Raw genomic sequence first — 24339 nt, forward strand, 5'->3', positions numbered from 1 at the left:
TGAGTCCTCCTCAAGTTGGAAAAAACATACTCCAGGCCAATTGAATGCCGAGGCCATGTGCAAAGTCTATTGATGCACACGGTACCGGGTCGGTGCGTTGCCGAACGTTAGACGCGCAAACTGCGCCGACGTTCTCTTGTGGTGCGGAATGTCCCGAACTGGGTGCGTCACCGAACAGAAGCGCACTGTTGGGCAGGCATATCGTTCAATCACTGTGCATCAATTAAAACGCAACACCCCGGACCGCTTCGATTACTGAAAGGAACGTACATCATGGCTATTTTCGACAACAGCACGACTGAGCAGAACAAGCAGAACCGTATGGTGACCGGGCTGTTTCCCGACCGCGCCAGCGCGGAGCGCGCCTACAGCGCCATCTCGACCCGCGGCTATACGAAGGACGACGTCAACCTGATGATGTCGGACACCACCCGCAAGACCCATTTCTCCGATACCGAAACTGAGCTGGGCAGCAAGGCCGCGGAAGGCGCCGCTGCCGGTGCCGGTATCGGCGGCACCATCGGCGCCGTGCTGGCCGGCGTCGCCGCCATCGGCACCTCGCTCGTGATCCCGGGCGCCGGCCTCGTCGTCGCCGGTCCGCTGGCGGCGGCGCTGGCCGGTGCAGGCGCGGGCGGCATCACCGGCGGCCTGATCGGCGCGCTGATCGGTGCCGGCATCCCGGAAGAACGCGTCAAGCACTACGAGGAAGGCATCCAGAAAGGCGGCATCGTGATGGGCGTGACGCCGCGTTCGGACGAGGACGTTGCCTACCTGAACCAGACTTTCACCGATAACGGCGGCTCGCACGTGATCGGCACCGGCATCGGCGCCGCAGCGGGCGCCGCCACCGGCGCCGCACTGGGTGCAGCCGGCGGTCCGATCGGCATGGCGGCCGGTGCCGCGATCGGCGGTATCGCCGGTGGCATGGCCGGCAAGGGCGTCGGCGAAGTCGTCAACCCGAAACCGGGCGACGACCTGGGCGAACACTACCTGGCCAAGGGCACGGGTGCCGGTACGGGCGCTGCGCTCGGCGCGGCTGCCGGTTCCGTGGCAGGCCCGGTCGGTGCGCTGGCCGGTGCGGCGATCGGCGGCCTGGCCGGCGGCGCAGCGGGCCGCGGTGCGGGCGAAGTGGTCAATCCGCATTCGGAAGACCGCCTGCATGAACACAACCTGGCCCAGGGCACCGGTGCCGGCGCGGGCGCACTGACCGGTGCGGCCGTGGGTAGCGCAGCCGGTCCGATCGGCACCGTCGCGGGCGCAGCCATCGGCGGTATCGCCGGCGGCATGGCCGGCAAGGGCGCGGGCGAAGTCGTGAACCCGAAACCGGGCGACGACCTGCATGAGCACAACCTGGCCGGCGGCGTCGGCGCGGGCGGCGGCGCGGCTGCTGGTGCGGCGATCGGCGCCGTGGGCGGTCCGGTCGGCATGGCGGCAGGTGCCGCGATCGGCGGCATCGCCGGCGGCATGGTCGGCAAGGGTGCAGGCCACCTCGTCAACCCGACCGCGGAAGATGCTTACTGGCGCACGAATTACCAGACCCAGCCGTACTACAGCACGGGCTACACGTACGACGATTATTCGCCGGCCTATGCACTGGGCTACAACAATGCCGGCCGCTTCCCGAGCTATGACCTGGCCGAGCCGCACATGGCCGACGAGTGGGATCGCGTGAAGGGTCATTCGCGCCTGTCGTGGGAGCAAGCCAAGTCGGCCAGCCGCGCCGCGTGGGATCGCGTGGAACGCGCCATCCCGGGTGATTCGGATCGCGACGGCCGCTGATCCATTGCCTCAATGAAAAAAGCCCCGCAGCGCGGGGCTTTTTCTTTTGGATCGACCGATTACTGCTTGACGGCTTCGACCTGGATCGCCAGCTTGACTTCCGGCTTGAAGCCCATCTTGACGCCGTAGTCCACGCCGAAATCGGCACGGTTGAACGTGGCCGACGCGTCGGCGCCGCACACTTCGCGCTTCAGCATCGGGTGCTGGATGCACTTGAACGAGTTGATGTGCAGGGTGACCGGCTTGGTCACGCCGTGCAGCGTCAGTTCGCCGTCGACGGTCGACGGTGCGTCGCCCTTGAACACGATCTTGCCCTTGTAGGTGGCGTTCGGGTACTTGGCCACGTCGAACATGTCCGGACCCTTCGCATGCTCGTTCATCTTGGCGTGGCCGAAGTCCAGGCTGTTCGCATCGATGGTGATGTCGACGGTGCCCGTCTTGTTCGCGCGGTCGACGACGATGCTGCCTTCCGTCTTGTCGAACTTGCCGCGCCAGTTCGACAGGCCGCCGAAGTGGTCGGCCTCGAAGCTCGGGTAGGTGTGGTTCGAGTCGATCTTGTAGGTATCGGCGGCGAAGGCGGCGCTGGAAGCGAAGGCGACGGCGAGCAGGGCGAGGTGCTTGAGTTTCATGTAAGGCAATCCTTTAACGATGGGTAGGTGTTGACTGTTACTGTCCCGCGGCGACGCGGAATTTGATGACGACTTCGTCGGCGACCATGCTCGTGTCCTTCCACTCGCCTTCGCCGATGTTGAAGGCCAGCCGCTTGATCGGCAGCTGTCCTTCGAAAACCTGTTTGCCGCCTTCCGGCTTGATCGTGACGGGGAAGGTCACGTCCTGGGTCTTGCCCTTGATGGTCAGCTTGCCCGAGACGGCGAGCTTGCCCGCGCCGGCCGGCTTGATCGCGGACGACACGAAGGTCGCCTTCGGAAACTTGGCCGCATTGAACCAGTCCTTGCCGGCCACTTCCTTGTTGTACTCGGCCTCGCCGATGTCGAAGCTCGCGGTGTCGATGTCCACGCGCGCCGTCGCTTTTTCCGGGTGCGCCGCGTCGTAGTCGATCTGCGCGTTGAAGCTCTTGAACTTCGATTCGACCGGCACGTTCATCTGCTTGAACACGGCCGAGACGCTGCTGTGCGCGACATCCGTTTTCAGGGGGACGGCGCTGGCGATGAGGGTGACGCCGGCGAGCAGGGCGGCGATGCCGCCACGGGTGAATTTCATGATGATCTCCTTCAGTGGGAACGGCCGGGCAGCATGCGTCCGAGCGTGCCGTCGCGGTCGACGAATTGGTGCTTCAGGGCGGCGACCACGTGCAGGCCGACGAGGCCGGCCATGATCATGTTCAGCCAGTAGTGGATCGGCTTCAGCGTCTCGGCCAGCGCCGGATTCTTGGCGATGAATACCGGTAGCTGGAACAGGCCAAAATAGACGACCGGGAAGCCGGCCGCCAGCGTGTAGAAATAACCGGACAGCGGCACGGCGAAGATCAGCACGTACAGCAGGTGATGCAGGCCGTGGGCGGCACCGCGCTGCCACGCGGGCATCGTGGCGGGCAGCTCGGGCGGACGGTTCTTCAGGCGCCACAGCAGGCGGATCGTCGCGAGCAGCAGCACGGTCACGCCGGCCCATTTGTGCCACGAAAAATACTTCAGCTTGGTGGGCGAGATGCCGGGAATGTCCGTCATCACGAGACCCAGCGTGAACGCACCGATGATCAGCACGGCGATCAGCCAGTGAAGCACGATGGCGGTCGTGGTGTAGCGCTGCATGACGGGTCTCCGATGAATTAGTACGAATTAGAACTAAATCTTACCAAACAACTAGCACACTAGCATGAGTTGCGGGTAAGCGTGGTTTTGCAATAGGGATACTTTAACGGTTCCAAAAATTACGCGGAAGCTATCCATACGGATATCTTTGTTCAGCCAGTGGGATAATCCGTTGTGCATATACCATTTCACCGTGTGCACGTACCGGGCTGTGCAGGCGCGAAGGTAAAATGTTGAAAAAATAAATTTATAAAACATAATGAACCACACGCCCGGTCTGCTCCTGTTATTGGCGGCGCTGGTGCCGACCCTGCCGGCGCATGCCGATGACGCGGCGCGGCGCGCCGAGTTCGCCGACCTGTCGATCGAAGAGCTGGCGAACATCGACGTCACGTCCGTCTCGCGCCGGCCCGAGCGCCTGCAGGATGCACCGGCCTCCGTGTTCCTGATCACGGCGGAAGACATCCGCCGTTCGGGCGCCCGCAATCTCGTCGAAGCGCTGAACCTTGCACCGAACCTGCAGGCCGCGCGCAGCAGCAACGCCAACTATTTTATTTCCGCGCGCGGCATGAACGGTACGAGCAACAGCCCGGCCAACAAGCTCCTTGTGATGATCGACGGCCGCTCGGTCTATTCTCCGCTGTTCTCCGGCATGTTCTGGGACGAGCCCGACGTGATGCTGGAAGACGTCGAGCGGATCGAGGTGATCAGCGGCCCCGGCGGCACGTTGTGGGGCGTGAATGCCGTCAACGGCGTCATCAACATCACGACCCGCCACGCGCGCGCCACGCAGGGAGATCTGCTCGTGCTGCGCGCGGACGACAACGGCGCGCAGGCTGCATTCCGCCACGGCGGCACGATGAATGGTGGCCATTGGCGCGCCTATGGCAAGGTGTTCGCACTGGGGCACAGCGAACTCGCCTCCGGCCGCGCGATCGACGACGACTGGACGCAAGGCCAGGTGGGCTGGCGCGGCGACTGGGAACGGGGCGCGGAGCGGTTCAGCGTCAACGCCAATGCGTGGCGCGGCCGCGAAGGGCAGCCGGCGCCGGGTGTCATCGCGGCGCCGGGAGCGGATGTCGGCCTGAACGACATCCAGCTCCACGGCGCCAACGTCACGGGACGCTGGGGCCACGTGCTCGACGGCGGCGGCAGCGTGACCGCGCAGGCGTATTACGACTACCGCTACCGCAAGGTGCCGCCCACGTTCACGGACACTGTCGACATCGTCGACCTGCAACTGCAGCACACGCTGCCCGCGCACGGCCGGCACAGCATCGTGTGGGGCGGCGAATACCGCTACAGCCGTGACCACGTCGACAACAGCCGCTTCGTCGCCTTCCTGCCCGCGCGCGCCAGCCAGGCCTGGGGCAGCCTGTTCGCGCAGGACGAGGTGGCGTTGCGCGACGACCTGCGCGTCACGGCCGGCGTGCGCTGGGAGCGCAATCCGTACACGGGCACGGCATTCCTGCCGAACCTGCGCCTGTCCTGGCGCGCCACGCCCGAGCACGCGTTCTGGGCGGCCGCGTCGCGTACCGTGCGTGCGCCGTCGCGGCTGGACGTGGATGCCTACGTGCCCGGTGCGCCGCCCTACCTGCTGGCGGGCGGCCGGGGCGTGCGGACGGAGACCGCGCGTGTGCTCGAACTGGGCTATCGCGGCCAGGCGGGACAGATCGTGTCGTATTCCGTGACGGCGTTCCGCAACCTGTACGACCACCTGCGCACGCAGGATCTGACGCCTGCCGGACAGATCGTGTTCGGCAACCTGATGGAAGGCCAGGCGCGCGGCATCGAAGCGTGGGGCAATGTGCAGATGACGCAGGCGTGGCGCCTGGCGGCCGGCGCCACGTTGCTGCACGAGGAATTCGCGCTGAAGCTCGGCAGCCAGGACCTGGGCAGCCTCATGACGACGGGCCGCGACCCCGCGTACACGGCCCAGCTGCGCTCCAGCCACGTGATCGACGCGGCGCGCGAACTGGAGCTGGCCGTGCGCCGCAACGGCGTGCTGGGATTCCCGGACGTGCCGGCCTACTGGGCTGTCGATGCCCGCTTCGGCTGGCGTTTTGCGCCGGGGATGGAATTGTCGGTGATCGGGACGAACCTGAATGGCGGCCACGCGGAATATGGCGTGGCGTCCGTGCGGACCGAGGTGCCCAGGACGGTGGGCGTCAAGTTCACGTGGCAGAGATAAAAAAACCGGGGACGCGCCCCGGTTCGTTTGATCAGATGGCTTTCGCCAGCTGCGCCGCCAGGCCGGTGTAATTCGCCGGCGTCATCGCCAGCAGCAGGTCCTTGGCATCCTGTGGAATCGCCAGCTTGCCGATGAATTCCTGCAGCGCGTCGCGGGTGATGCCCTTGCCGCGCGTGAGTTCCTTCAGTTGCTCGTACGGGTTCTCGATGCCGTAGCGGCGCATCACGGTCTGCACCGGCTCGGCCAGCACTTCCCAGTTCGCGTCCAGGTCCTGCTCCAGGCGCGCCGGATTCACTTCCAGCTTGTTCAGGCCGCGCAGGCAGCTGTCGTACGCGAGCAGCGCGTAGCCGAAGCCGACGCCGATGTTGCGCAGGACCGTGGAGTCGGTCAGGTCGCGCTGCATGCGCGAGACCGGCAGTTTATCCGCCATGTGGCGCAGCACGGCGTTGGCCAGGCCCAGGTTGCCTTCCGAGTTCTCGAAGTCGATCGGGTTGACTTTATGGGGCATGGTCGACGAACCGATCTCGCCGGCCTTCAGCTTCTGCTTGAAGTAACCGAGCGACACGTACGTCCAGATGTCGCGGTTCAGGTCGAGCAGGATCGTGTTCGTGCGCGAGATCGCGTCGAACAGCTCGGCCATGTAGTCGTGCGGTTCGATCTGGATGGTGTACGGGTTGAACGTCAGGCCCAGGCGCTGTTCGATGACGTTCTTCGAGAACGCCGGCCAGTCGAAGCCCGGATAGGCCGAGAGGTGCGCGTTGTAGTTGCCGACGGCGCCGTTCATCTTGCCGAGGATTTCCACGTCGGCGATGCGCTTCACGGCGCGCTGCAGGCGGGCGACGACGTTGGCGAATTCCTTGCCGAGCGTGGTCGGGCTGGCGGTCTGGCCGTGCGTGCGCGACAGCATCGGCAGGTCGGCGTTCGTGTGCGCGATCTCGGTCAGCCTGGCGATGACAGCCTGCAGCGACGGCAGCAGCACGCCGTCACGCGCCGCCTTCAGCATCATGCCGTGCGACGTGTTGTTGATGTCTTCCGACGTGCATGCGAAGTGGATGAACTCGGAGGCGGCCACCAGCTCCGGCACGTCCTTCACTTGTTCCTTCAGCCAGTACTCGACGGCTTTCACGTCGTGGTTCGTGACGGCCTCGATGTCCTTGATGCGGGCGGCGTCCGCGTCGGAGAAGTCGGCGGCCAGCTTGTCCAGCAGGGCGCTTGCCTCTGCGGAGAACGGTTTCAGTTCGGCGAAGCCGACCTGCGACAGCGCCTGCAGCCAGGCGATCTCCACTTTCACGCGGTGGTGCATGAAGCCGGCTTCCGACAGGATCGGGCGCAGCTTGTCGGTCTTGGCGGCGTAGCGGCCGTCCAGCGGGGACAGGGCCGACAGGGTCGAGGAGGATGCGGTAGAGGTCATGGGAGGAGGGAGGCGGTGAGTGCAAAAACGAGATTCTACCATCGGCGAGCTGGGGTTGGCCGCTTTGTCAAGTCTCATTTGGCCACCGTTGCAGGCGGTTCCCCGGCGTTCGGCGGGCGATAGGCCGATGCTATACTGTCTGCCAATCCACATGACTGAGCATCTATGAAACTCATCGGTTCCTTCACCAGTGCCTACGTGCGCAAGGCGCGTGTCGTCTTGGCAGAGAAAAAGCTCGACTATCAGTTCGAGCTGGAAAACGTCTGGGCGCCGGAAACGAAGATCGCTGCGTCGAACCCGCTGGGCAAGGTGCCGTGCCTCGTGATGGAAGACGGCAGCACGATGTACGACTCGCGCGTGATCGCGGAATACCTCGACACGCTGACGCCCGTGTGCAAGCTGCTTCCGGCGAACAGCCGCGACCGCGCCAACGTCAAGGTGTGGGAAGCGCTCGCGGACGGCGTGCTGGATGCCGCCGTGCTGGCCTACCTGGAGCGCAACTGGCGTCCGGCCGACCAGCAGAGCCAGGCCTGGTTCGACCGCCAGTTGGGCAAGGTGCACGGCGGCCTCGCCGTGATGTCGGAAAACCTGGGCGAGCAGCCGTTCTGCATGGGGATCCATTACACGCTGGCCGACGTCGCCGTCGGCTGCACGCTCGGCTGGCTGTCGTTCCGCTTCCCGGACATCGACTGGCGCACGCCGTACCCGAATCTGGCGCGCCTGTTCGACAAGCTGTCGGAACGGCCGTCGTTCAAGGACACCGTCCCGCACTGACCCGATGTCCTCGACGTCCCGGCGGTTGCAAATGGCCGACATCGCACGCCTGGCGGGCGTGTCGACGTCGACCGTCTCGCGCGCGCTCAGCCACAGCCCTCTCGTCAACCAGGAAACGCGCGACCGCATCCTCGACCTCGCGCGCTCGCTGAACTACACGATCAACATCGGCGCGCAAAACCTGCGGCTGCAGCAGAACCGCACGGTGGCCGTCGTCATCCCGATCGAGCAGGCCACGCGCCAGCAGTTGTCCGACCCGTTCTTCCTGTCGATGCTGGGCAGTCTCGCGGACGCGCTCAGCGCCCAGGGCTTCGACATCCTCGTCTCGCGCGTGGATGCCGATGAGGTCGACGCGGCCGCCGCGCCGTTCGACGGCGGGCGTGCGATCGGCGTGATCCTGATCGGCCAGGGCCGCCACCACGATCAACTGAACAAGATGGCCGCGCGCGGCGTGCCGTTCGTCGTCTGGGGCGCGCAGCTGCCGCAGCAGTTGTACACGACGGTCGGCGGCGACAACGTCACGGGTGGCCGCCTCGCGACGGAACGCCTGCTGGCGCAGGGCCGGCGCCGCATCGCCTTCTTCGGCGATACGAGCCTGCCCGAAGTCGAGCAGCGCTACCGCGGCTACGTGGAAGCGCTGGCCGCGCACGGCCTGTCTCCCGATCCGCAACTGCACGTGGCCTCGTCGTTCCTGCCCGAGAGCGGCGGGCAGGCCGTCGCGGAGCTGGCGCGGCGCGGCGTCGCCTACGATGCCCTGTTCGCCAGCAGCGACCTGCTCGCGATGAAATCCATCCACGCCATGCGCGAGCAGGGGAAGGACATTCCGGCCGACGTGGCCGTCGTCGGCTACGACGACATCGAATTGTCCAGCTACTTCCATCCGCCGCTCACTACCGTCGCCCAGCCGCGCGACGTGGCCGCGCGCGCGCTCGTCGATGCGCTGCTCGTCCTCGTCGACGGCCGCAGCGCACCCTCCGTCCAGCTTCCCACCGAACTGATCGTCCGCGCCAGCGCCTGACCGGGCGTTGTCCCGGCGCTTCCGTCCGGCCCTCGTTGCACATTGATTTGCAAACGTTTGCAAAATGCGCCGCCGATTATCTATCGTTGGCGCCAATCTAGCCTGTTCAGCCACTTGCGGCGTTTTTGCAACGGTATTGCAATCGTTTGCAATTTTCCAAAAATCGCGAAATAATGGCCACGTGCCTGACAAGGTGCCAACAAATCGAATACAAACGGAGGAGACATGGAAGTTCGCATGAAGCACACGGCGCGTGCCGTGGCGCTGGCTTTGCTGCACCTGGGTGCGGCGTCCGCACAGGAAGCCGCCGCGCCGGCGGCATCGTCGACCGATGGCCTGAAGATGGAACGCGTCGTCGTGACGGGCACGCCGACCGGTTCGAGCAAGATGAAGTCGAGCGTCTCGGTCAGCACGCTGGAAGCGGACGCCATCCAGAACCTCGCGCCGACCAGCGCCGCCGAAGTGCTGCGCTCGATCCCCGGCGTGCGCTCGGAATCGTCGGGCGGCGAAGGCAATGCCAACATCACCGTGCGCGGCGTGCCCATCTCCGCGGGCGGCGCGCGCTACGTGCAGATGCAGGAAGACGGCCTGCCGGTGCTGCAGTTCGGCGACTTCAACTTCATCACCCCCGACAGCTACATCAAGATCGACGGCACCCTCGACCACGTGGAAGCCGTGCGCGGCGGCTCGGCCTCGACGCTCGCCACCAACTCGCCGGGCGGCATCATCAACTTCATCTCGAAGGACGGTGCGCAGAAGGGCGGCAGCATCGGCCTGACGCGCGGCCTCGATTACGACAGCACGCGCGTCGACTTCGACTACGGCGCGCCGATCTCGGAACGCGACCGCTTCTTCGTCGGCGGCTTCTACCGCCGCGGCGAAGGCATCCGCAACGCGGCCGGCAAGGACGAGCGGGGCGGCCAGCTGCGCGCGAACTTCACGCACGATTTCGACGGCGGCTACCTGCGCGTCTCGCTCAAGCACCTCGATGACCAGAGCCCGACGGCGCTGCCCGTGCCGGTCCTGGTCAACAACGGCCACATCTCGGAAATCGCCGGCATCGACCCGCGCTACGCGTCGTTCTATTCGCCGTACTGGGTGCAGGATGTCTCGCTCACCAAGGGCAACGGCCACGTCGCGAGCGACGTCAACGACGGCCTGTCCGTGAAGAGCAATGCGATCGGCCTGGAAGGCTCGTTCGACCTGGGCAACGGCTGGACCGTGACGGACAAGTTCCGCAAGGCGTCCAACAGCGGCCGCTTCGTGGGCGTCTTCCCGGCCGACAGCGGCACCGTCGGCAGCTATACGTTCGCCACGGGCCCCGACGCCGGCAAGGCCTACAACGGCCGCGCGTTCAACGCCGTCGTCTTCAACACGTCGATCGACGACGCGGGCAACACGCTGAACGATGCCCGCCTGACCAAGACTTTTAAAATCGACGGCGCGAAGCTGAACGTGACGGCGGGCTGGTACTCGTCGTTGCAGAAGCTGGGCCTGACCTGGAACTTCAACCAGTACCTGATGCAGGCGACCGGTGACAATCCGGCGTTGCTGAAGACGGGAAGCAGCACGCCGGGCTACGTCGGTCCGGCTTTCGGTGGCTGCTGCTCGCGCGCCGTCGACGTCGAATACCGCACCAATTCGCCGTACGCGAACATCGGCTGGGAGCAGGGCACCGTCAACGTGGACGCCAGCGTGCGCCGCGACCGCCAGCACGCCGGCGGCAGCGCCAACATCGCCACCAATGCCGCCAGCTACCTGCCGGGCACCGTGCAGCACGTCGACTACGACATCGGCCACACGTCGTATTCGGTGGGCGGCAACTGGAGAGTCACGCCGTCGCTGGCGCTGTTCGCCCGCACGAGCGAAGGCGTCGCGTTCAACGCCGACCGCATCCTGTTCGGCACCCCGCTGGACGGCAGCGCGCCGATCAGCATCAACACGGTGAAGCAACTGGAAGGCGGCGTGAAATGGCGCAGCGGCGGTCTGTCCACGTTCCTCACGCTGTTCCATGCGAAGACTCGCGAGAGCAACTACGAAGCGACGACGCAGCTGTCGACCGCGAACAGCTACGACGCGAAAGGCGCCGAACTGGAAGCGGCCTATCGCGTGGGCGACTTCCGCGTCACGGGCGGCCTCACCTTGACCAATGCGAAGATCACCGCGACGGCACCGGGCGGCGAAGCGACCATCGGCCACACGCCGCGCCGCCAGGCGCACGCCGTGTACCAGCTCACGCCGAGCTACGACCTGGGCGCGGCCAACTTCGGCCTGGCCGTCGTCGGCACGGGTAAAAGCTGGGGCGACGATGCCAACACGCTCGTCCTGCCCGGTTACACCGTCGTGCACGCGTTCCTGAACTACCAGCTGACGCCGAAGGTGCAGCTGTCCGTGAACGCCAACAACCTGTTCAACCGCATCGGCTACACCGAGATCGAAGGCGACGGTCACGCCGCCCGCTCGATCACGGGCCGCGCCGTGAAGGCCAGCGTCAAGTACGCGTTCTGATGCACTGGGCCGGCCTCAAAGCCGGCCTTTTACTTTCGATTCCCAGAGATTCATGACGACGATGTCCCATTCCCTGCGCCGCCTGCTCGAGGTGCTGCCGGCTGGCCGCCACGCCGACGCCGAGCGCCGTTTCGCGCGCCACGAGGCCGTGCTTTCCGACCGCCTGCACCGCCTGTACGGCCATCTGCCCGGCCACACGGCCTGGTTCGACAACCTGCTGGCCGGGATCGGGCGCCTGATGGCCGCGCGCCCGGCCGCGCTGCAGGCGCTCGACGCCGCCCGCGAGGACGATCCCAACTGGTTCTGCGCCCCGACGATGCTGGGCTACAGCGCGTACGTCGACAAGTTCGGCGGCGACCTGCGCGGTGTGAAGGAACGCATCCCGCACCTGCGCGACCTGGGCGTCACGTATTTGCACCTGTTGCCGTTCCTGCGCCCGCGCGCGGGCGAGAACGACGGCGGCTTCGCCGTCGCCAGCTTCGACGAGGTCGACCCGCGCTTCGGCACGATGGCCGACCTGGAAGACCTGACGGCGGCACTGCGCGAAGCGGGCATCAGCCTGTGCTCCGACCTGATCCTGAACCACGTGGCCGACGACCATCCGTGGGCGCAGGGCGCCATGACCGGCGACACCGCCATGCGCGCCTTCTTCCACGTGCTGGACGAGGACAAGGCGCACGCCTATGAACGCACCCTGGGCCAGGTGTTCCCGCAGGCGGCGCCCGGCAATTTCACGCACGTCGATGCGATGGGCGGCTGGGTGTGGACCACGTTCTATCCATTCCAGTGGGACCTGAACTACGCCAACCCGGCCGTGTTCGAAGCCGTGGCGGCGGCGCTGCTGCGCCTTGCGAACCGCGGCATCGACGTGTTCCGCCTGGACTCCACCGCCTTCCTGTGGAAGCGCCTCGGCACGGACTGCATGAACCAGCCGGAAGCGCATCTGCTGCTGCAGGCGCTGCGCGCCATCGTCGATATCGCCGCGCCGGGCGTGCTGCTGAAGGCCGAGGCGATCGTGCCGACGCGCGAACTGCCCGCGTACTTCGGCGACGCGGCCGCGCCCGAATGCCACCTCGCCTACCACAGCACCCTCATGACGGCCGGCTGGGCCGCGCTGGCCGAGGAAGACGCGGGCCTCGTGCGCGCGGTCGCCGCCGCCACGCCGCCGCTGCCATCCGGCGCGAGCTGGCTGACCTATGTGCGCTGCCACGACGACATCGGCTGGAAACACCTGCTGGCCGAGGCGGGCAATCTCGATCGCCTGGCCGCCGTCGCGCGTTGTTATAACGAGAAGGGCGGCATCGGCTTCCAGGGCGGCCTCGCCACCAACGGCACGGCCGCCGCGCTGTGCGGCTTCGATGGATCCGATGAGGGCTTGCGGCGCCTGCTGCTCGTGCACGGCCTGGCGCTGTGCTTCGGCGGCCTGCCCATGCTGTACATGGGCGACGAGCTGGCGATGGCCAACGACGACAGTTATCTCGCCGACCCGGCGAAAGCGCACGACAGCCGCTGGATCCAGCGCGCGCCGTTCGACGAAACGCGTTACGCGCAGCGCGACGATGCATCGACGCCCGCAGGTCGTGCGTACGCGGGCCTGCGCCGCCTGATCAAGCAGCGCCGCGACACGCCGGATCTCGCGGCCGGCGCGCCGTGCACGGTGCTGCCCGCCGGCGACCCGGCCCTGCTGGCGCTGGCGCGTGGCGAGCGCTTCCTGGGTCTCTTCAACTTTTCCGGCCGCGAGCTGACCGTCGACCTGGCCGCGTACGGCCGCGCCGGCACGGTGAGTCTGGCGCCGTGGGACCAGGCGTGGCTATGACGAGGGATGACATGACGCAGAATGTGCAAGGACCGGTCGCCGTCTTCGGCGAAGCGCTGGTCGACGATTTCGGCGACCGCCAGGTGATCGGCGGCGCGCCGTTCAACGTGGCGCGCCACCTGGCCGCGCTAGGACAGGATGCCCTGATGCTGACCCGCGTGGGCCTGGACGAGAACGGTGCCCGCATGCGTGCGGAGTTCGAGCGCTTCGGCCTGTCGATGGCCGGGCTGCAGGTGGATGCGACCTTGCCGACGGGCCGGGTGAGTGTGGAACGCCACAGCGACGGCGGCCACCGCTTCACGATCCTGCCGCACCAGGCTTATGATGCGATGGAGGCCGATGCCGCCGTCGCCGCCATGACGGCTGCGGCGCCCGCGACGCTGTATTTCGGCACGCTGGCCCAGCGCGAGCCGGCATCGCGCGATGCGCTGGCGCGGCTGCTGGCCGCGACGGATGCCTGCCGCTACCTGGACCTGAACGTGAGGGAAGGGCAGGTGACGGAGCGGTGCGTGTTCGCGTCGCTGCACGCGGCTGACATCGTCAAGGTCAACGAAGAGGAGTTGCAGGATTTGTTCGGCTGGTACACCCACATGCGGCTCCCGACGGACGACATGGGATGCAATGACGTGCGCCACGCGTGCGCGACCTTGCTGCGCGTGTTCAACCTGGCGGGCCTGATCGTGACGCTGGGCCCGCGCGGTGCCGTCTGGTTCGGGGCCGATGGCGCATACCACGCCACGCGCGCGCCGACGGCACCGGTGCAGCTGGCCGACACGGTCGGCGCCGGCGACGCCTTCTCCGCCGTGTTCCTGCTGGGCCGCGCGCGCGGCTGGCCGCTCGACGTGACGCTGGCGCGCGCCAACCAGTTCGCCGGCGCCGTGTGCGGCATCGTCGGCGCCGTCCCGGACGACCGCGCGTTCTACCGTCCATTCATCGAACGCTGGGAGATATGATGGCCAAGCCGCGCATGACGTTCTGGCAGATCGTCAACATGAACATCGGATTCTTCGGCATCCAGTTCAGCTTCGGTCTGCAGCAGAGCAGCATGAGTCCCATCTACAAATACCTCGGCGCCGACGAGGCGAGCCTGCCGTATCTGTGGCTGGCCGGCCCCGTCACGGGCCTGCTCGTGCAGCCGCTGGTTGGCGCGATGAGCGACCGCACCGTCAGCCGCTGGGGGAGACGGACGCCGTACTTCCTCATCGGCGCGATCCTGTGCAGCCTCGGCCTGCTGGCGATGCCGTACAGCCCGACGTTGTGGATGGCCGCGAGCCTGCTGTGGATCCTCGACTCCGCCAACAACGTGACGATGGAGCCGTACCGCGCGTTCGTCAGCGACAAGCTGCCCGCGAGCCAGCACTCGCTCGGCTTTCTCACGCAAAGCGCGTTCACGGGCCTGGGCCAGACCCTGGCCTACCTGACGCCGTCGCTGCTCGTGTGGATCGGCATGGACAAGGACGCCGTCAACGGCAGCCATATCCCGCAGGTCGTCGTGGCCGCGTTCCTGATCGGGGCCGTGTGTTCGCTCGTGTCCGTCCTGTGGTCCGTGAAGACGACGCCGGAAGATCCGCTGCCGCCGCAGGTACTGGCCGCGCTGCGCGCCACGCCCGGCGGCTGGCGGCATACGCTGGCGGAGATCGGCGCGGCGGTGCGCGACATGCCGGTGACGATGAAGCAACTGGCCCTCGTGAAGCTGTTCCAGTGGTATGCGATGTTCTGCTACTGGCAATTCATCACGCTGTCGCTGGCGCGCACCCTGTTCGGCACGAGCGACGCGGCGTCGCCGGGCTTTCGCGACGCGGGCCTGCTGAACGGCCAGATCGGCGCGTTCTACAACTTCATCGCCTTCCTCGCCGCGTTCGCGCTGGTGCCGTTCGCGCGCCGCCACGGGCCGCATGTCGTGCACGCCGTGTGCCTGCTGCTGGCCGGCGCCGGCATGCTCGCGATCCCGCACATCCACACGCCGGTGCTGTTGCTCGTGCCGATGGTGGGCATCGGCCTGGCATGGGCCAGCATCATGGGCAATCCGTACGTGATCCTCGCGTCCAGCCTGCCGCCGGAACGCACGGGAGTCTACATGGGCATCTTCAACATGTTCATCGTGATCCCGATGATCATCCAGATCTTCACCCTGCCGCTGTACTACCACAGCTGGCTGGGCGGGAATCCGGAAAACGTGATCCGCCTGGCCGGCGCGCTGCTCGTCTGCGCCGCTTTCGCGATGCGTCTGGTGCGCTACAATGCCCCGGGTACGATCGAACGGACGGAGATGGCGTATGGTGAAGTGGAACGGGATGGCGGTGGTGTTCGGCGAGGTGCTCGTTGAGGAAGGCGCGGGCGCCCCGGTCGTGGGCGGCGCCCCGTTCAACGTGGCGCGCCACCTGGCCGCCTTCATGGCACCGCCCCTCCTGATCACCCGCATCGGCGACGACCGCAACGGCGCCGCCGTGCGCGCCGAGTTCGAGCGGTTCGTGATCCCGGAAACGGGCCTGCAGATCGACACGATGGAAGAAACGGGCCGCGCCGTCGCCGAGCGCCAGGGCACGAGCCAGCGCCTCACCTTGCTGCCGCGCCAGGCCTACGATTTCATCGACCCCGACTCCGCCGCGGCAAGTGTTTCGGGCGGCGCGTACGACACCGTGTATTTCGGCACGCTGGCCCAGCGCGAAGAACGCTCGCGCGGCGCGCTGGCGGCCGTGCTGGACGCGACGCCGGCGGCCAAGCGCTTCCTCGACCTCAACTTGCGCGCCGGCCACGCGAACGAGCCTGGCGTCACGAAAGCGCTGACGGCGGCCGACATCGTCAAGGTCAACGAGGAGGAATTGCAGGCGCTGTTCCAGTGGTATTTCCAGATCGGCCCGGACGACGCGGCGCTGTCGACGGAAGAAGTGCACGCGGCCTGCCGCGCGCTGATGGACCGGTTTGCGCTGGAGGCGCTGATCGTGACGCTGGGCCACCGCGGCTCCGTGTATTTCGGCGCGGACGGTAGCTACATCGCCACCCGCGACAACCCGGTGCCGCCGTTCGTGATCGACACGACGGGCGCGGGCGACGCCTTCGCCGCCATCTTCCTGCTGGGCCGCGCGCGCGGCTGGCCGCTGGAGCTGGTGCTGGCACGCGCCAACGAATTCGCCGGCGCGATCTGTGCCGTCAGCGGCGCGGTGCCCAATGACATAGGCTTCTACGACAAGTGGGTCGCGCGCTGGCGCGACGCGGCCTGATTCAATCTGCCTGCCGTAGGGTGGGCGGCCTCCGCCCACCATTGCACGCGAATTGCCGACGTATTATTCGCCCATCTGCGATTGCAGGTAATTCTGGATGCCGACCTTGACGATGAGGTCGAGCTGCGTTTCCAGCCACTCGATGTGTTCCTCGGTGTCTTCCAGGATTTCCAGCAGCAGGTCGCGCGACACGTAGTCGTGCGCGATCTCGGCGGCGGCGATGCCTTCCTTGACCGTGACCTGGGCCGCGCGCTCCAGCTTCAGGTCGCATTCCAGCATTTCCTGCGTCGATTCGCCGATCAAGAGCTTGTGCAGCGCCTGCAGGTTCGGCAGGCCGTCCAGCATCAGGATGCGGTCGATCAGGCGGTCGGCGTGTTTCATCTCGCCGATCGACTCGTCGTATTCTTTCTTGCCCAGCTTGTCGAAGCCCCAGTGCTTGTACATGCGCGCATGCAGGAAGTACTGGTTGACTGCGGTGAGCTCGTTGGTCAGCTGTGCGTTGAGCAGCCGGATGATGTTGGGATCGCCCTTCATGGATTGCCTTTTTCGTGCGGTTGTCGTCACAGCATCATAGCAAACCGCGAGGCAGGCGGGCAGGGGCATGCGCCATATGTCGCATGCCGGTGCCGCCCGCTGCAAATCGTCAGATCGCCGCCAGTGCCAGGCCGCCCGCCGCCAGCAGCGACACGGCCCCGATCACGATGCCGACAGTGCGGCGCCGGTTGGTGAGCGACCACAGCACGACGCCGGACAGCGACAGCAGGATGATGGAGCCGGCCAGCGTGTCCACGAGCAGGATCCACGCGGCATTCATGCCCACGCCCTTGTGCAGGTTGACCAAGGTGCCGAAGAAATTGTTCTCGGCACGCTTGACGGTCACATAGCTGTTGCCGACCCAATATTCGGCCTGGACATTGCCCGACGGTGAAGTAAAACTGGCGCTCCAGCGCGCGGGCTGGATCAGGGACTTGTCGCCCCACGCGACGGGCCGCGCCGCCTCGGCTTTTACGCGCCCCGGTTCCGGTTCCAGCCGTAACGAGCGCTTGAGCCAGGTCGCCAGCGCCTGCGGACTGCCGGGTGCCGGACTGGGCAAGGGAACCTGGACCGTGGCCTCCTGCGCCTGGACGGCAGGAATTTTCATTACGGCACGGTGGTTGAGGAGGATGCCGGTGCTGCCGAACAGCAGGCCGAGCACCGCGCCCCAGAGACCGATCCAGCCATGCGTCTTGCGCAGCCATTTGACGATGACGGCGCGGCGCGTGGGCTGCGGAGGCGGCTGGACCGTAAAGGGCGCTTGGGGTGGGCGGAACGGGATTACGGGCATGGGAGTGAAATCCGGATGCGTCGGAAGTCACATATTACCAAGACCGGGTCGCGCATGGTCGGTCGCACGTATCGATTGTGCATAGCAACATCGACGGCGTGGCCGCCGCCGGGAAGAGATCAGGCGACGATGCCGTCAGCCGGCGCGCGGCGCAGCTCGGTAACGACGGTCTTGCTTTCCAGGTGTTCGTGCATCACTTCGCGCGCATAGCTGACGCATTTGCCGCAGCAGGTGCCGACACCCAGTTCCTTGTACAGGTCGGCCATCGACGTGAGGCCGAGGTCGACCGCCTGGCGGATTTCGCGGTCGGAGATGTTATTGCAGACACAGACGATCATGGACGGTTCCGATGGTGGATGCATCACAGGCCGTTGCTACTTGGTCTATAATGCGAATCATTCTCATTACCCTTCGTATTCTGCTCAAGTTGGATCGCGAATGCAAGCGTTTTTGTTGCGTTGTTGCGTTAAATGAAGGCTGAGAGAGCGGAAGTAGATAAACCGCAAATAGAAATAATTCGCATTTAGGTTTATGATGTACCCATCCGTTACTGCATCGCACCGTTGATTGGAAGCGACACCATGACTCTTGCTCCTACCCTGACCACGCTCGACAGCCTCAAGGCCGGCCAGAGCGGCACCGTGATCCATCTCGCACCGAACGCGGTCGGCAGCCGCGACGGCGGCATCGACGTGTCGCGCCGCCTGATGGAACTGGGTTTCGTGCCGGGCGAGCGCATCCGCATGCTCAAGCGCGGCCTGCCCGGCGGTCCGCTGGCGGTCAAGGTCGGCCAGTCGACGTTCGCCCTGCGCCGCTTCGAGGCGGCGCTGGTTTCGATCCAGCCGGAGTAATGGAACCGACATGGGAGCAGTAGATCAGCAGGTCCAGGCGGCCGCAAAAACGCCGCTCATCGCCCTGCTGGGTAATCCGAACTGTGGCAAGACCGCCCTGTTCAACCGCCTGACCGGCGCGCGCCAGAAGGTCGCGAACTACGCCGGCGTCACCATCGAACGCAAGGAAGGCAGCTTCACGCTGCCGGGCGGCCGCGCATTGCGCGTGCTCGACCTGCCGGGCGCCTACAGCCTGAACGCCCACACGCCCGACGAGGCGATCACGCGCGACGTCGTCGCCGGCCTGCGCGCCGGCGAGCAGACGCCGGACGCCGTCGTCTGCGTCGTCAACGCGACGAATTTGCGCCTGAACCTGCGCCTCGTCCTCGAGATCAAGCGCCTCGGCCTGCCGATGGTGCTGGCGCTGAACATGGTCGACGTGGCGAAAAAGCGCGGCATCGAGATCGACACCGCGCGCCTGTCGAAAGAGCTGGGCATGCCCGTCATCGAGACCGTGGCCGTGCAGGCCGGCGGCGAGAAGGGCCTGCTGGCGGCGCTGGAAGCCATGCCGTTCGAGCTGCACGTCAAACCGAATCCGCTGTCCGCCATCGACGCCGTCCCGGTCGAGGAAACGCAGCGCGAGGTGCGCCGCATCATCGACGCGACGGTCAGCTTCGACAACGACAAGGGCAACCTGAGCGAGCAGATCGACCACGTCGTGCTGCACCCGGTGATCGGCCCCGTCATCCTCGCGGCCACGATGTTCCTGATTTTCCAGGCCGTGTTCAGCTGGGCCGCCGTGCCGATGGACCTCATCAAGAACGGCGTCGACGGCATCGGACTATGGGTCGGCGGCGCCATGGCCGACGGCCCGCTGCGCAGCCTGATCGTGGAGGGCATCCTGGGCGGCGTGGGCAGCGTGCTCGTGTTCCTGCCGCAGATCCTGATCCTGTTCCTCTTCATCCTCGTGCTGGAGGATTGCGGCTACCTGCCGCGCGCTGCGTTCCTGCTCGACCGCATGATGGGCGGCGTGGGCCTCTCGGGCCGCGCGTTCATCCCGCTGCTGTCGTCGTTCGCCTGCGCGATCCCGGGCGTGATGGCCGCGCGCACGATCCAGAATCCGCGCGACCGCCTCGTCACGATCATGATCGCTCCCTTGATGACGTGTTCCGCGCGCCTGCCCGTTTACGCGCTCGTGATCGCGGCGTTCATCCCGAACCGCGAACTGGCCGGCGGCGTCAACCTGCAAGGGCTTGTGTTGTTCCTGCTGTACGCGGCCGGCATCGTCAGCGCGATGGCCGTCGCGTACGTGTTCAAGCGCACGATGGGCGCCAAGGGCCACCAGCCGCTGATGCTGGAACTGCCCGCCTACCACTGGCCGCACATGCACAACCTGGCGCTGGGCCTGTGGGAACGCGCACGCATCTTCCTGACCCGCGTGGGCACCGTGATCCTGACCCTGATGGTGCTTGTCTGGTTCCTGTCCAGCTTCCCGGGCGCACCGGAAGGCGCGACGCATCCGCCGATCTATTACAGCATCGCGGGCATGCTGGGCCGCGCGTTGTCCGTCGTGTTCGAGCCGATCGGCTTTGGCTGGCAGATCTGCATCGCGCTCGTGCCGGGCATGGCCGCGCGTGAAGTGGCCGTCGGCGCGCTGGGGACGGTGTATGCGCTGTCGGGCGGCGGCGATGACGTCGCCAGTTCGCTGACCCCGATCATCGCCGCATCGTGGGGCCTGCCGACGGCGCTGTCGCTGCTCGCGTGGTACGTGTTCGCACCGCAGTGCCTGTCGACCTTGTCCGTCGTGCGCCGCGAAACGGGCAGCGTGCGCTACGCGCTGCTGATGGCCGGCTACATGTTCGCGCTCGCGTACACGGCCTCGTTCCTGACCTTCCACATCGCACGGTCCGTGCTGGGGAGCTGAGCATGATCCAGTATCTGATCGTCGCAGTCATCGTCGCCTTCGCTGCGCTGTATGCGGCGGTCAAGTACCTGCCCAAGACGTGGCGCGAAAAGCTCGTCTACAGGCTGTCGGGCGGCACCGGCAAGGGCCGCATCGTGCAGTGGCTCGGCACGGATTCCAGCTGCGGCAGCGGGTGCGATACGTGCGGCACGTGCGAGACCGAGCCGCTGCCCGAGAAGGATGCGCAGGGCCGCAAGGTCATCCAGGTGCACGTCCAGCGCTAAGTCGGGCTGACCAACTCGATCAGGCGCTTCGCATCGAACGGCGCCCTGACCTTGATGTCGTTGTCGAAGTAGCAGTACACGTCCCCATGTTCCGCCCACGTGCGGATCCGCGCTGCCCAGCGCTCCAGTGACTCATCCTCGTAGCCGCTCGCATACAGCTCGTGCTCGCCGTGCAGGCGGATGTAGACGAAGTCCGCCGTCACGTCATCGACCTCCAGCCATTTACCGGCCGTATCGGCCACCACCAGCGCCACGTTGTACTTGCGCAGCAGCGCGAGGAAGGCGGGGTCGCGGAAGCTCTCGTGACGCACTTCGACGGCGTGGCGCAGCGGGCGCACGGCGTCGATCTCCAGCAGCGCGCGGCCCGCCAGCTTCTCGTCGTGGCCGCACGCGATGGCGAGGGCGTGCTCGGTGTCGTGCGGCAGCAGGGACAGGAAGTGTTCGACCTTGTCGGCATCGAAACGCAGCTGCGGCGGGAACTGCCACAGGAAGGGCCCGAGTTTCTCGCGCAGCGCGAACACCCCCGACGCAAGCACGTTGGCGAGCGGTGTCTCGATGCCGCGCAGCTTGAGCATGTGGGTGAGGAAGCGGTTGCCCTTCACGGCGAACACGAAGCCGGGCGGCGTCGCGTCGTACCACGCCGCGTAGCTGGACGGGCGCTGCAGCGAATAGAACGAGCCGTTGATCTCGATGGTGGGCAGGAAGCGCGACGCGTAATCCAGTTCGCGCGCCTGCGCGAGGCCGGGCGGATAAAACACCCCGCGCCAAGGTTCGTAACGCCAGCCCGAGATGCCGATGTAGATTGCGCCCATGCCCCCAGTCTAGGGCAAACCGCGGAAATCAGGCGCGCCGGCGGCGCCACAGCCCGATGCCGCCCATGCCCGCCAGCAGCATCGCCCACGTGGGCGCTTCGGGCACGGCCGGCACCGATTCCATGCCGGGGAGGGCGGACGACATGGCCAACGCCGTGCCGTCCGTCCAGAGCAGGTGGTGTTCCGATCCGCCGTACGGATTGAACTGGTAGTCGTAGACCATCTGGCCCGTCGTGGCGAAGTGGCCGCCGCCGTACAGGCCTTCCGGATCGCTGGCATACTCGCTGACGCTGAACGACAGCCCGCTCTCCGCGGAGAAGCGGAAGCTGTCGGCGTCGCAGTGGTAGTTGATATTGCTGCCGGCCGCGCAGGCCACGTAGCCCTTCGCATCGACCAGCAGCGACGTCAGCTCGCCCCGTTCGAGGACGCCGTCGCCGTTGGCATCGACGCCGGAGAACGACCCGTCGATGCGCAGGTCGGGCAGGAAGGCGGCGGCTTCCTGGTCGTAGAAACCGGTGTAGCTGAAGGCCCAGTGGGATGCCTGGGCGTGGGCGAGTGTGCTGGCCAGCAGCAGGGCGCCGGCGGTGACGATGAACTTCATGAAAGGACCTCGTGAATCGACAAAGTACAGCCTACCTTGCCGTCCACGAAAGTCCTACGGATTTAACATATGTGTCGCCGCTCAGCCACAGTGCATGGATTACTTCCCTGCCTGCACCACCGGCAACTCGATCGCACTCTCCAGTCCCGGCGCGTGATAGACGCGCTGCGTCGCCTTGCGGTAATCGCCCGGCTTGGCGTAGAAGATGTTCGGCACGAACGTCTGCGGGTTGCGGTCGTACAGCGGGAACCAGCTGGACTGGATCTGCACCATGATGCGGTGGCCCGGCAGGAACACGTGGTCGACGTTCGGCAGCGCGAAGCGATAGCGCTCGGCCTTGTTCGCGGGGATTGCGGCCGGCTTGTCCAGGCCCTGGTAGTAGCGGCCGCGGAAAATGTCCATCGCGATCGGCAGCTGGTAGCCGCCCATCTCCGGCTGCGCCGCCGATTCGTCCGGGTACACGTCGATCAGCTTGACGACCCAGTCGCTGTCCGTGCCCGACGTCGATGCGTACAGGTCGACCATCGGCTGGCCGGCCAGTTGCAGCGGCGCGGTGAGCGGGGCGGTCGTGTAGGTCAGCACGTCCGGGCGGTCCGAGTAGCTGCGCTGGTCCGTCACGAGCCACGGCTTCCACACGTTGGCGTCGGTCATGTGCACGGGACGGGGCACGAACGGCACCGGTTTCGCCGGGTCGGACACGTATTCGTCGAACGCGGCCGTCTTGTCGGCCTTGCCCTGCGCCTTTTCGAACGCGAGGCCGAAGCCCGGCTTCAGGTACAGCGGCGTGGAAGACGGCACGAGCGGCCACTGGTCGAGACGGCGCCAGCGATTGACGCCGGTCTGGTACGACCACACGGGCGGCGTGTCGAACGCCGGTGCGCCATCCTTCAGGTACTGGTTGAAGAACGGGAGCATGACGTCGCGGCGGAATTCGCGCGCGGTGTCGCCCGTGAATTTCAGCGCGCCCAGCGTCGAGCCTTCGTAATTGACGCCGCTATGGCGCCACGGGCCCACCACCAGCGAATTCAGTTTATTCGTCTTGTCCTGCGGCTCGACGGCGGCGTACGTCGCGTAAGCGCCGTAGATGTCTTCCTGGTCCCAGCGGCCGACGACGGTCATCGTCGGGACGGCCAGCGGACGCTTGGCGAGAATCCTGTCGAGTGCCTGTTCCTGCCAGTAGCTGTCGTAGGCCGGATGCTCGAACAGCTTCTTCGTGAAGTTCAGCTGGTCGATGCCGTAGAGGTGCGCGAAGTCGGACGTGGAGCCCGCGCGCAGCCAGGCGTCGTAGTCGTCGTTGATGCCGGTGACGATCTTCTCGCCTTCGCCGCGCGCCGCGTTCTGGCTGGCGATGTAGGCGAGGTTCGGGTTGCGGAACGCGCCGTTGTGGAACCAGTCGTCGCCGCGCCAGCCGTCGACCATGGGGCTCATCGGCACGGCGGCCTTCAGCGCCGGGTGCGGATCGACGAGGGCCATCAGCACCGTGAAGCCTTCGTACGACGAGCCGACCATGCCGACCTTGCCGTTCGATTGCGGGATGTTCTTGATCAGCCAGTCGATCGTGTCGTACGCGTCGGTCGTGTGGTCGACTTGCGTGTTGTTCAGCGGGCCGCGCACGGGGCGCGTCATCACGTAGTCGCCTTCGGAACCGTATTTGCCGCGCACGTCCTGGAACACGCGGATGTAGCCGTTCTCGATGAAGGCGTCGTCACCGTCGCCGAGGATCGACGTGATGTGCGGGCTCTTCATGCGGCCCGCGCGGCCCGACGCGTTGTACGGCGTGCGCGTCAGCATGATCGGCGCCTTGCCCTCCGCGATGCTCTTCGGGATCACGATCACGGTGTGCAGCTTGACGCCGTCGCGCATCGGGATCATGACGTCCTGTTTGACGTAGTCGGCGTTCGGGACCGTCGTCTCGAACTTCCCGGCCGGGATGTCCGGCGCCATCGGTGACGTCTGGGCGTGCGCCGCGCTGGTGAAGGCGGCGGCAAGCACGAGGGAAAGGACGGACAGGGACGGCAGGCGGTAACGCGGCATCGGATTGGTCTCCACGGGACGGTTGAGTGAGCAACCTTGGATAAAGATTGCAACCGAGCATGGT

22 protein-coding genes are annotated in these 24339 nt (G+C 66.3%); 12 read left to right on the forward strand and 10 right to left on the reverse strand.

The features are described from left to right. The first annotated feature begins 273 nt into the window (after positions 1-273). Positions 274-1779: a hypothetical protein gene (locus P0M04_RS11020; RefSeq protein ID WP_281042403.1), complete on the forward strand. Its 1506-nt coding sequence runs from the start codon at positions 274-276 to the stop codon at positions 1777-1779. 59 nt (positions 1780-1838) lie between these two features. Here P0M04_RS11020 and P0M04_RS11025 read toward each other — a convergent pair whose 3' ends face one another. Genes P0M04_RS11025 through P0M04_RS11035 form a run of 3 tightly spaced genes read right to left on the reverse strand, consistent with a single transcriptional unit; the run spans position 1839 to position 3548 of the window. Continuing rightward, positions 1839-2408: a YceI family protein gene (locus tag P0M04_RS11025; RefSeq protein WP_259450529.1), complete on the reverse strand. Its 570-nt coding sequence runs from the start codon at positions 2406-2408 to the stop codon at positions 1839-1841. 37 nt (positions 2409-2445) lie between these two features. After that, positions 2446-3000 carry a YceI family protein gene (locus P0M04_RS11030; RefSeq protein ID WP_259450530.1) on the reverse strand — a complete coding sequence of 185 codons (555 nt, stop codon included), beginning with the start codon at positions 2998-3000 and terminating at the stop codon, positions 2446-2448. Positions 3001-3011: 11 nt separating this feature from the next. Further along, positions 3012-3548, reverse strand: coding sequence for a cytochrome b (locus P0M04_RS11035; protein ID WP_259450531.1), 537 nt, complete (start codon positions 3546-3548; stop codon positions 3012-3014). 259 nt (positions 3549-3807) lie between these two features. Here P0M04_RS11035 and P0M04_RS11040 point away from each other — a divergent pair, with 259 nt between their 5' ends. Further along, positions 3808-5739 (forward strand): TOL_0244 family TonB-dependent receptor, encoded by a 1932-nt coding sequence (locus tag P0M04_RS11040; RefSeq protein ID WP_259450532.1) that lies wholly within the window; start codon positions 3808-3810, stop codon positions 5737-5739. 31 nt (positions 5740-5770) lie between these two features. On the opposite strand, the gene purB is transcribed toward P0M04_RS11040, so the two are convergent. After that, positions 5771-7150 (reverse strand): adenylosuccinate lyase, encoded by a 1380-nt coding sequence (purB, locus tag P0M04_RS11045; RefSeq protein WP_259450533.1) that lies wholly within the window; start codon positions 7148-7150, stop codon positions 5771-5773. A 165-nt stretch (positions 7151-7315) separates the two neighbouring features. On the opposite strand from purB, the gene P0M04_RS11050 reads away from it, so the two are divergent. The 7 genes from P0M04_RS11050 to P0M04_RS11080 all read left to right on the forward strand — a co-directional run bounded on the left by P0M04_RS11050 (position 7316) and on the right by P0M04_RS11080 (position 16487). Next, positions 7316-7924, forward strand: coding sequence for a glutathione S-transferase family protein (locus P0M04_RS11050; RefSeq protein ID WP_259450534.1), 609 nt, complete (start codon positions 7316-7318; stop codon positions 7922-7924). Positions 7925-7955: 31 nt separating this feature from the next. After that, positions 7956-8942 (forward strand): LacI family DNA-binding transcriptional regulator, encoded by a 987-nt coding sequence (locus P0M04_RS11055; protein ID WP_259450535.1) that lies wholly within the window; start codon positions 7956-7958, stop codon positions 8940-8942. Between the two features lie 225 nt (positions 8943-9167). Further along, the gene (locus tag P0M04_RS11060; protein ID WP_259450536.1) at positions 9168-11450 is read left to right on the forward strand and encodes a TonB-dependent receptor; all 2283 of its coding nucleotides are present in this window, start codon (positions 9168-9170) and stop codon (positions 11448-11450) included. A 52-nt stretch (positions 11451-11502) separates the two neighbouring features. After that, a complete protein-coding gene (locus P0M04_RS11065) occupies positions 11503-13266 on the forward strand; it encodes an alpha-amylase family glycosyl hydrolase (RefSeq protein WP_259450537.1) in 1764 nt (587 codons plus the stop codon). An 11-nt stretch (positions 13267-13277) separates the two neighbouring features. After that, on the forward strand, positions 13278-14219 hold the full coding sequence (locus P0M04_RS11070; RefSeq protein WP_259450538.1) for a PfkB family carbohydrate kinase: 942 nt from the start codon (positions 13278-13280) through the stop codon (positions 14217-14219). Further along, complete coding sequence (locus P0M04_RS11075; RefSeq protein WP_259450539.1) at positions 14219-15592, forward strand: MFS transporter; 1374 nt, start codon at positions 14219-14221, stop codon at positions 15590-15592. Before P0M04_RS11070 ends, P0M04_RS11075 begins: the two co-directional genes overlap by 1 nt. Next, a complete protein-coding gene (locus tag P0M04_RS11080; RefSeq protein WP_259450540.1) occupies positions 15543-16487 on the forward strand; it encodes a PfkB family carbohydrate kinase in 945 nt (314 codons plus the stop codon). Before P0M04_RS11075 ends, P0M04_RS11080 begins: the two co-directional genes overlap by 50 nt. Before the next feature lie 63 nt (positions 16488-16550). On the opposite strand, the gene bfr is transcribed toward P0M04_RS11080, so the two are convergent. From bfr to P0M04_RS11095, 3 genes are all read right to left on the reverse strand, one after another. After that, on the reverse strand, positions 16551-17021 hold the full coding sequence (bfr, locus tag P0M04_RS11085) for a bacterioferritin (protein WP_259450541.1): 471 nt from the start codon (positions 17019-17021) through the stop codon (positions 16551-16553). A 109-nt stretch (positions 17022-17130) separates the two neighbouring features. Beyond that, positions 17131-17811 carry a PepSY-associated TM helix domain-containing protein gene (locus P0M04_RS11090; protein WP_259450542.1) on the reverse strand — a complete coding sequence of 227 codons (681 nt, stop codon included), beginning with the start codon at positions 17809-17811 and terminating at the stop codon, positions 17131-17133. Between the two features lie 119 nt (positions 17812-17930). Beyond that, complete coding sequence (locus P0M04_RS11095) at positions 17931-18149, reverse strand: (2Fe-2S)-binding protein (protein ID WP_036234554.1); 219 nt, start codon at positions 18147-18149, stop codon at positions 17931-17933. A 243-nt stretch (positions 18150-18392) separates the two neighbouring features. On the opposite strand from P0M04_RS11095, the gene P0M04_RS11100 reads away from it, so the two are divergent. From P0M04_RS11100 to P0M04_RS11110, 3 genes are read left to right on the forward strand one after another with little or no spacing between them, the layout of a single operon-like run. Continuing rightward, a complete protein-coding gene (locus P0M04_RS11100) occupies positions 18393-18662 on the forward strand; it encodes a FeoA family protein (protein ID WP_052170598.1) in 270 nt (89 codons plus the stop codon). A gap of 10 nt (positions 18663-18672) precedes the next feature. Continuing rightward, entirely contained in the window at positions 18673-20565 is a 1893-nt protein-coding gene (feoB, locus tag P0M04_RS11105) for a ferrous iron transporter B (protein WP_259450543.1), read from the forward strand. Positions 20566-20567: 2 nt separating this feature from the next. Beyond that, entirely contained in the window at positions 20568-20828 is a 261-nt protein-coding gene (locus P0M04_RS11110) for a DUF6587 family protein (RefSeq protein WP_259450544.1), read from the forward strand. Here P0M04_RS11110 and P0M04_RS11115 read toward each other — a convergent pair. The 3 genes from P0M04_RS11115 to P0M04_RS11125 form a co-directional block, all read right to left on the reverse strand. Further along, a complete protein-coding gene (locus P0M04_RS11115) occupies positions 20825-21640 on the reverse strand; it encodes a DUF72 domain-containing protein (RefSeq protein WP_259450545.1) in 816 nt (271 codons plus the stop codon). The two genes, P0M04_RS11110 and P0M04_RS11115, sit on opposite strands and share 4 nt — an antisense overlap. 28 nt (positions 21641-21668) lie before the next feature. Further along, positions 21669-22241 (reverse strand): PEP-CTERM sorting domain-containing protein, encoded by a 573-nt coding sequence (locus P0M04_RS11120; RefSeq protein ID WP_259450546.1) that lies wholly within the window; start codon positions 22239-22241, stop codon positions 21669-21671. Between the two features lie 99 nt (positions 22242-22340). Beyond that, positions 22341-24275 carry a CocE/NonD family hydrolase gene (locus P0M04_RS11125; protein ID WP_259450547.1) on the reverse strand — a complete coding sequence of 645 codons (1935 nt, stop codon included), beginning with the start codon at positions 24273-24275 and terminating at the stop codon, positions 22341-22343. Positions 24276-24339 lie beyond the last annotated feature (64 nt).

It is taken from the genome of Telluria mixta (assembly GCF_029223865.1).
In the GTDB taxonomy this organism is placed as follows: Bacteria; Pseudomonadota; Gammaproteobacteria; order Burkholderiales; family Burkholderiaceae_D; genus Telluria; species Telluria mixta.

Excerpts from the sequence above, each read along its gene's own strand:
- purB (WP_259450533.1), bottom strand. The coding sequence starts at position 7,150 with ATGACCTCTACCGCATCCTCCTCGACCCTGTCGGCCCTGTCCCCGCTG.
- P0M04_RS11090 (WP_259450542.1), bottom strand. The coding sequence starts at position 17,811 with ATGCCCGTAATCCCGTTCCGCCCACCCCAAGCGCCCTTTACGGTCCAG.
- P0M04_RS11075 (WP_259450539.1), top strand. The coding sequence starts at position 14,219 with ATGGCCAAGCCGCGCATGACGTTCTGGCAGATCGTCAACATGAACATC.
- P0M04_RS11110 (WP_259450544.1), top strand. The coding sequence starts at position 20,568 with ATGATCCAGTATCTGATCGTCGCAGTCATCGTCGCCTTCGCTGCGCTG.
- P0M04_RS11065 (WP_259450537.1), top strand. The coding sequence starts at position 11,503 with ATGACGACGATGTCCCATTCCCTGCGCCGCCTGCTCGAGGTGCTGCCG.
- P0M04_RS11050 (WP_259450534.1), top strand. The coding sequence starts at position 7,316 with ATGAAACTCATCGGTTCCTTCACCAGTGCCTACGTGCGCAAGGCGCGT.
- P0M04_RS11055 (WP_259450535.1), top strand. The coding sequence starts at position 7,956 with ATGGCCGACATCGCACGCCTGGCGGGCGTGTCGACGTCGACCGTCTCG.
- P0M04_RS11070 (WP_259450538.1), top strand. The coding sequence starts at position 13,278 with ATGACGCAGAATGTGCAAGGACCGGTCGCCGTCTTCGGCGAAGCGCTG.
- feoB (WP_259450543.1), top strand. The coding sequence starts at position 18,673 with ATGGGAGCAGTAGATCAGCAGGTCCAGGCGGCCGCAAAAACGCCGCTC.
- P0M04_RS11060 (WP_259450536.1), top strand. The coding sequence starts at position 9,168 with ATGGAAGTTCGCATGAAGCACACGGCGCGTGCCGTGGCGCTGGCTTTG.
- P0M04_RS11030 (WP_259450530.1), bottom strand. The coding sequence starts at position 3,000 with ATGAAATTCACCCGTGGCGGCATCGCCGCCCTGCTCGCCGGCGTCACC.
- P0M04_RS11035 (WP_259450531.1), bottom strand. The coding sequence starts at position 3,548 with ATGCAGCGCTACACCACGACCGCCATCGTGCTTCACTGGCTGATCGCC.
- P0M04_RS11025 (WP_259450529.1), bottom strand. The coding sequence starts at position 2,408 with ATGAAACTCAAGCACCTCGCCCTGCTCGCCGTCGCCTTCGCTTCCAGC.
- P0M04_RS11120 (WP_259450546.1), bottom strand. The coding sequence starts at position 22,241 with ATGAAGTTCATCGTCACCGCCGGCGCCCTGCTGCTGGCCAGCACACTC.
- P0M04_RS11125 (WP_259450547.1), bottom strand. The coding sequence starts at position 24,275 with ATGCCGCGTTACCGCCTGCCGTCCCTGTCCGTCCTTTCCCTCGTGCTT.
- P0M04_RS11095 (WP_036234554.1), bottom strand. The coding sequence starts at position 18,149 with ATGATCGTCTGTGTCTGCAATAACATCTCCGACCGCGAAATCCGCCAG.
- P0M04_RS11115 (WP_259450545.1), bottom strand. The coding sequence starts at position 21,640 with ATGGGCGCAATCTACATCGGCATCTCGGGCTGGCGTTACGAACCTTGG.
- P0M04_RS11020 (WP_281042403.1), top strand. The coding sequence starts at position 274 with ATGGCTATTTTCGACAACAGCACGACTGAGCAGAACAAGCAGAACCGT.
- P0M04_RS11080 (WP_259450540.1), top strand. The coding sequence starts at position 15,543 with ATGGTGAAGTGGAACGGGATGGCGGTGGTGTTCGGCGAGGTGCTCGTT.
- bfr (WP_259450541.1), bottom strand. The coding sequence starts at position 17,021 with ATGAAGGGCGATCCCAACATCATCCGGCTGCTCAACGCACAGCTGACC.
- P0M04_RS11040 (WP_259450532.1), top strand. The coding sequence starts at position 3,808 with ATGAACCACACGCCCGGTCTGCTCCTGTTATTGGCGGCGCTGGTGCCG.
- P0M04_RS11100 (WP_052170598.1), top strand. The coding sequence starts at position 18,393 with ATGACTCTTGCTCCTACCCTGACCACGCTCGACAGCCTCAAGGCCGGC.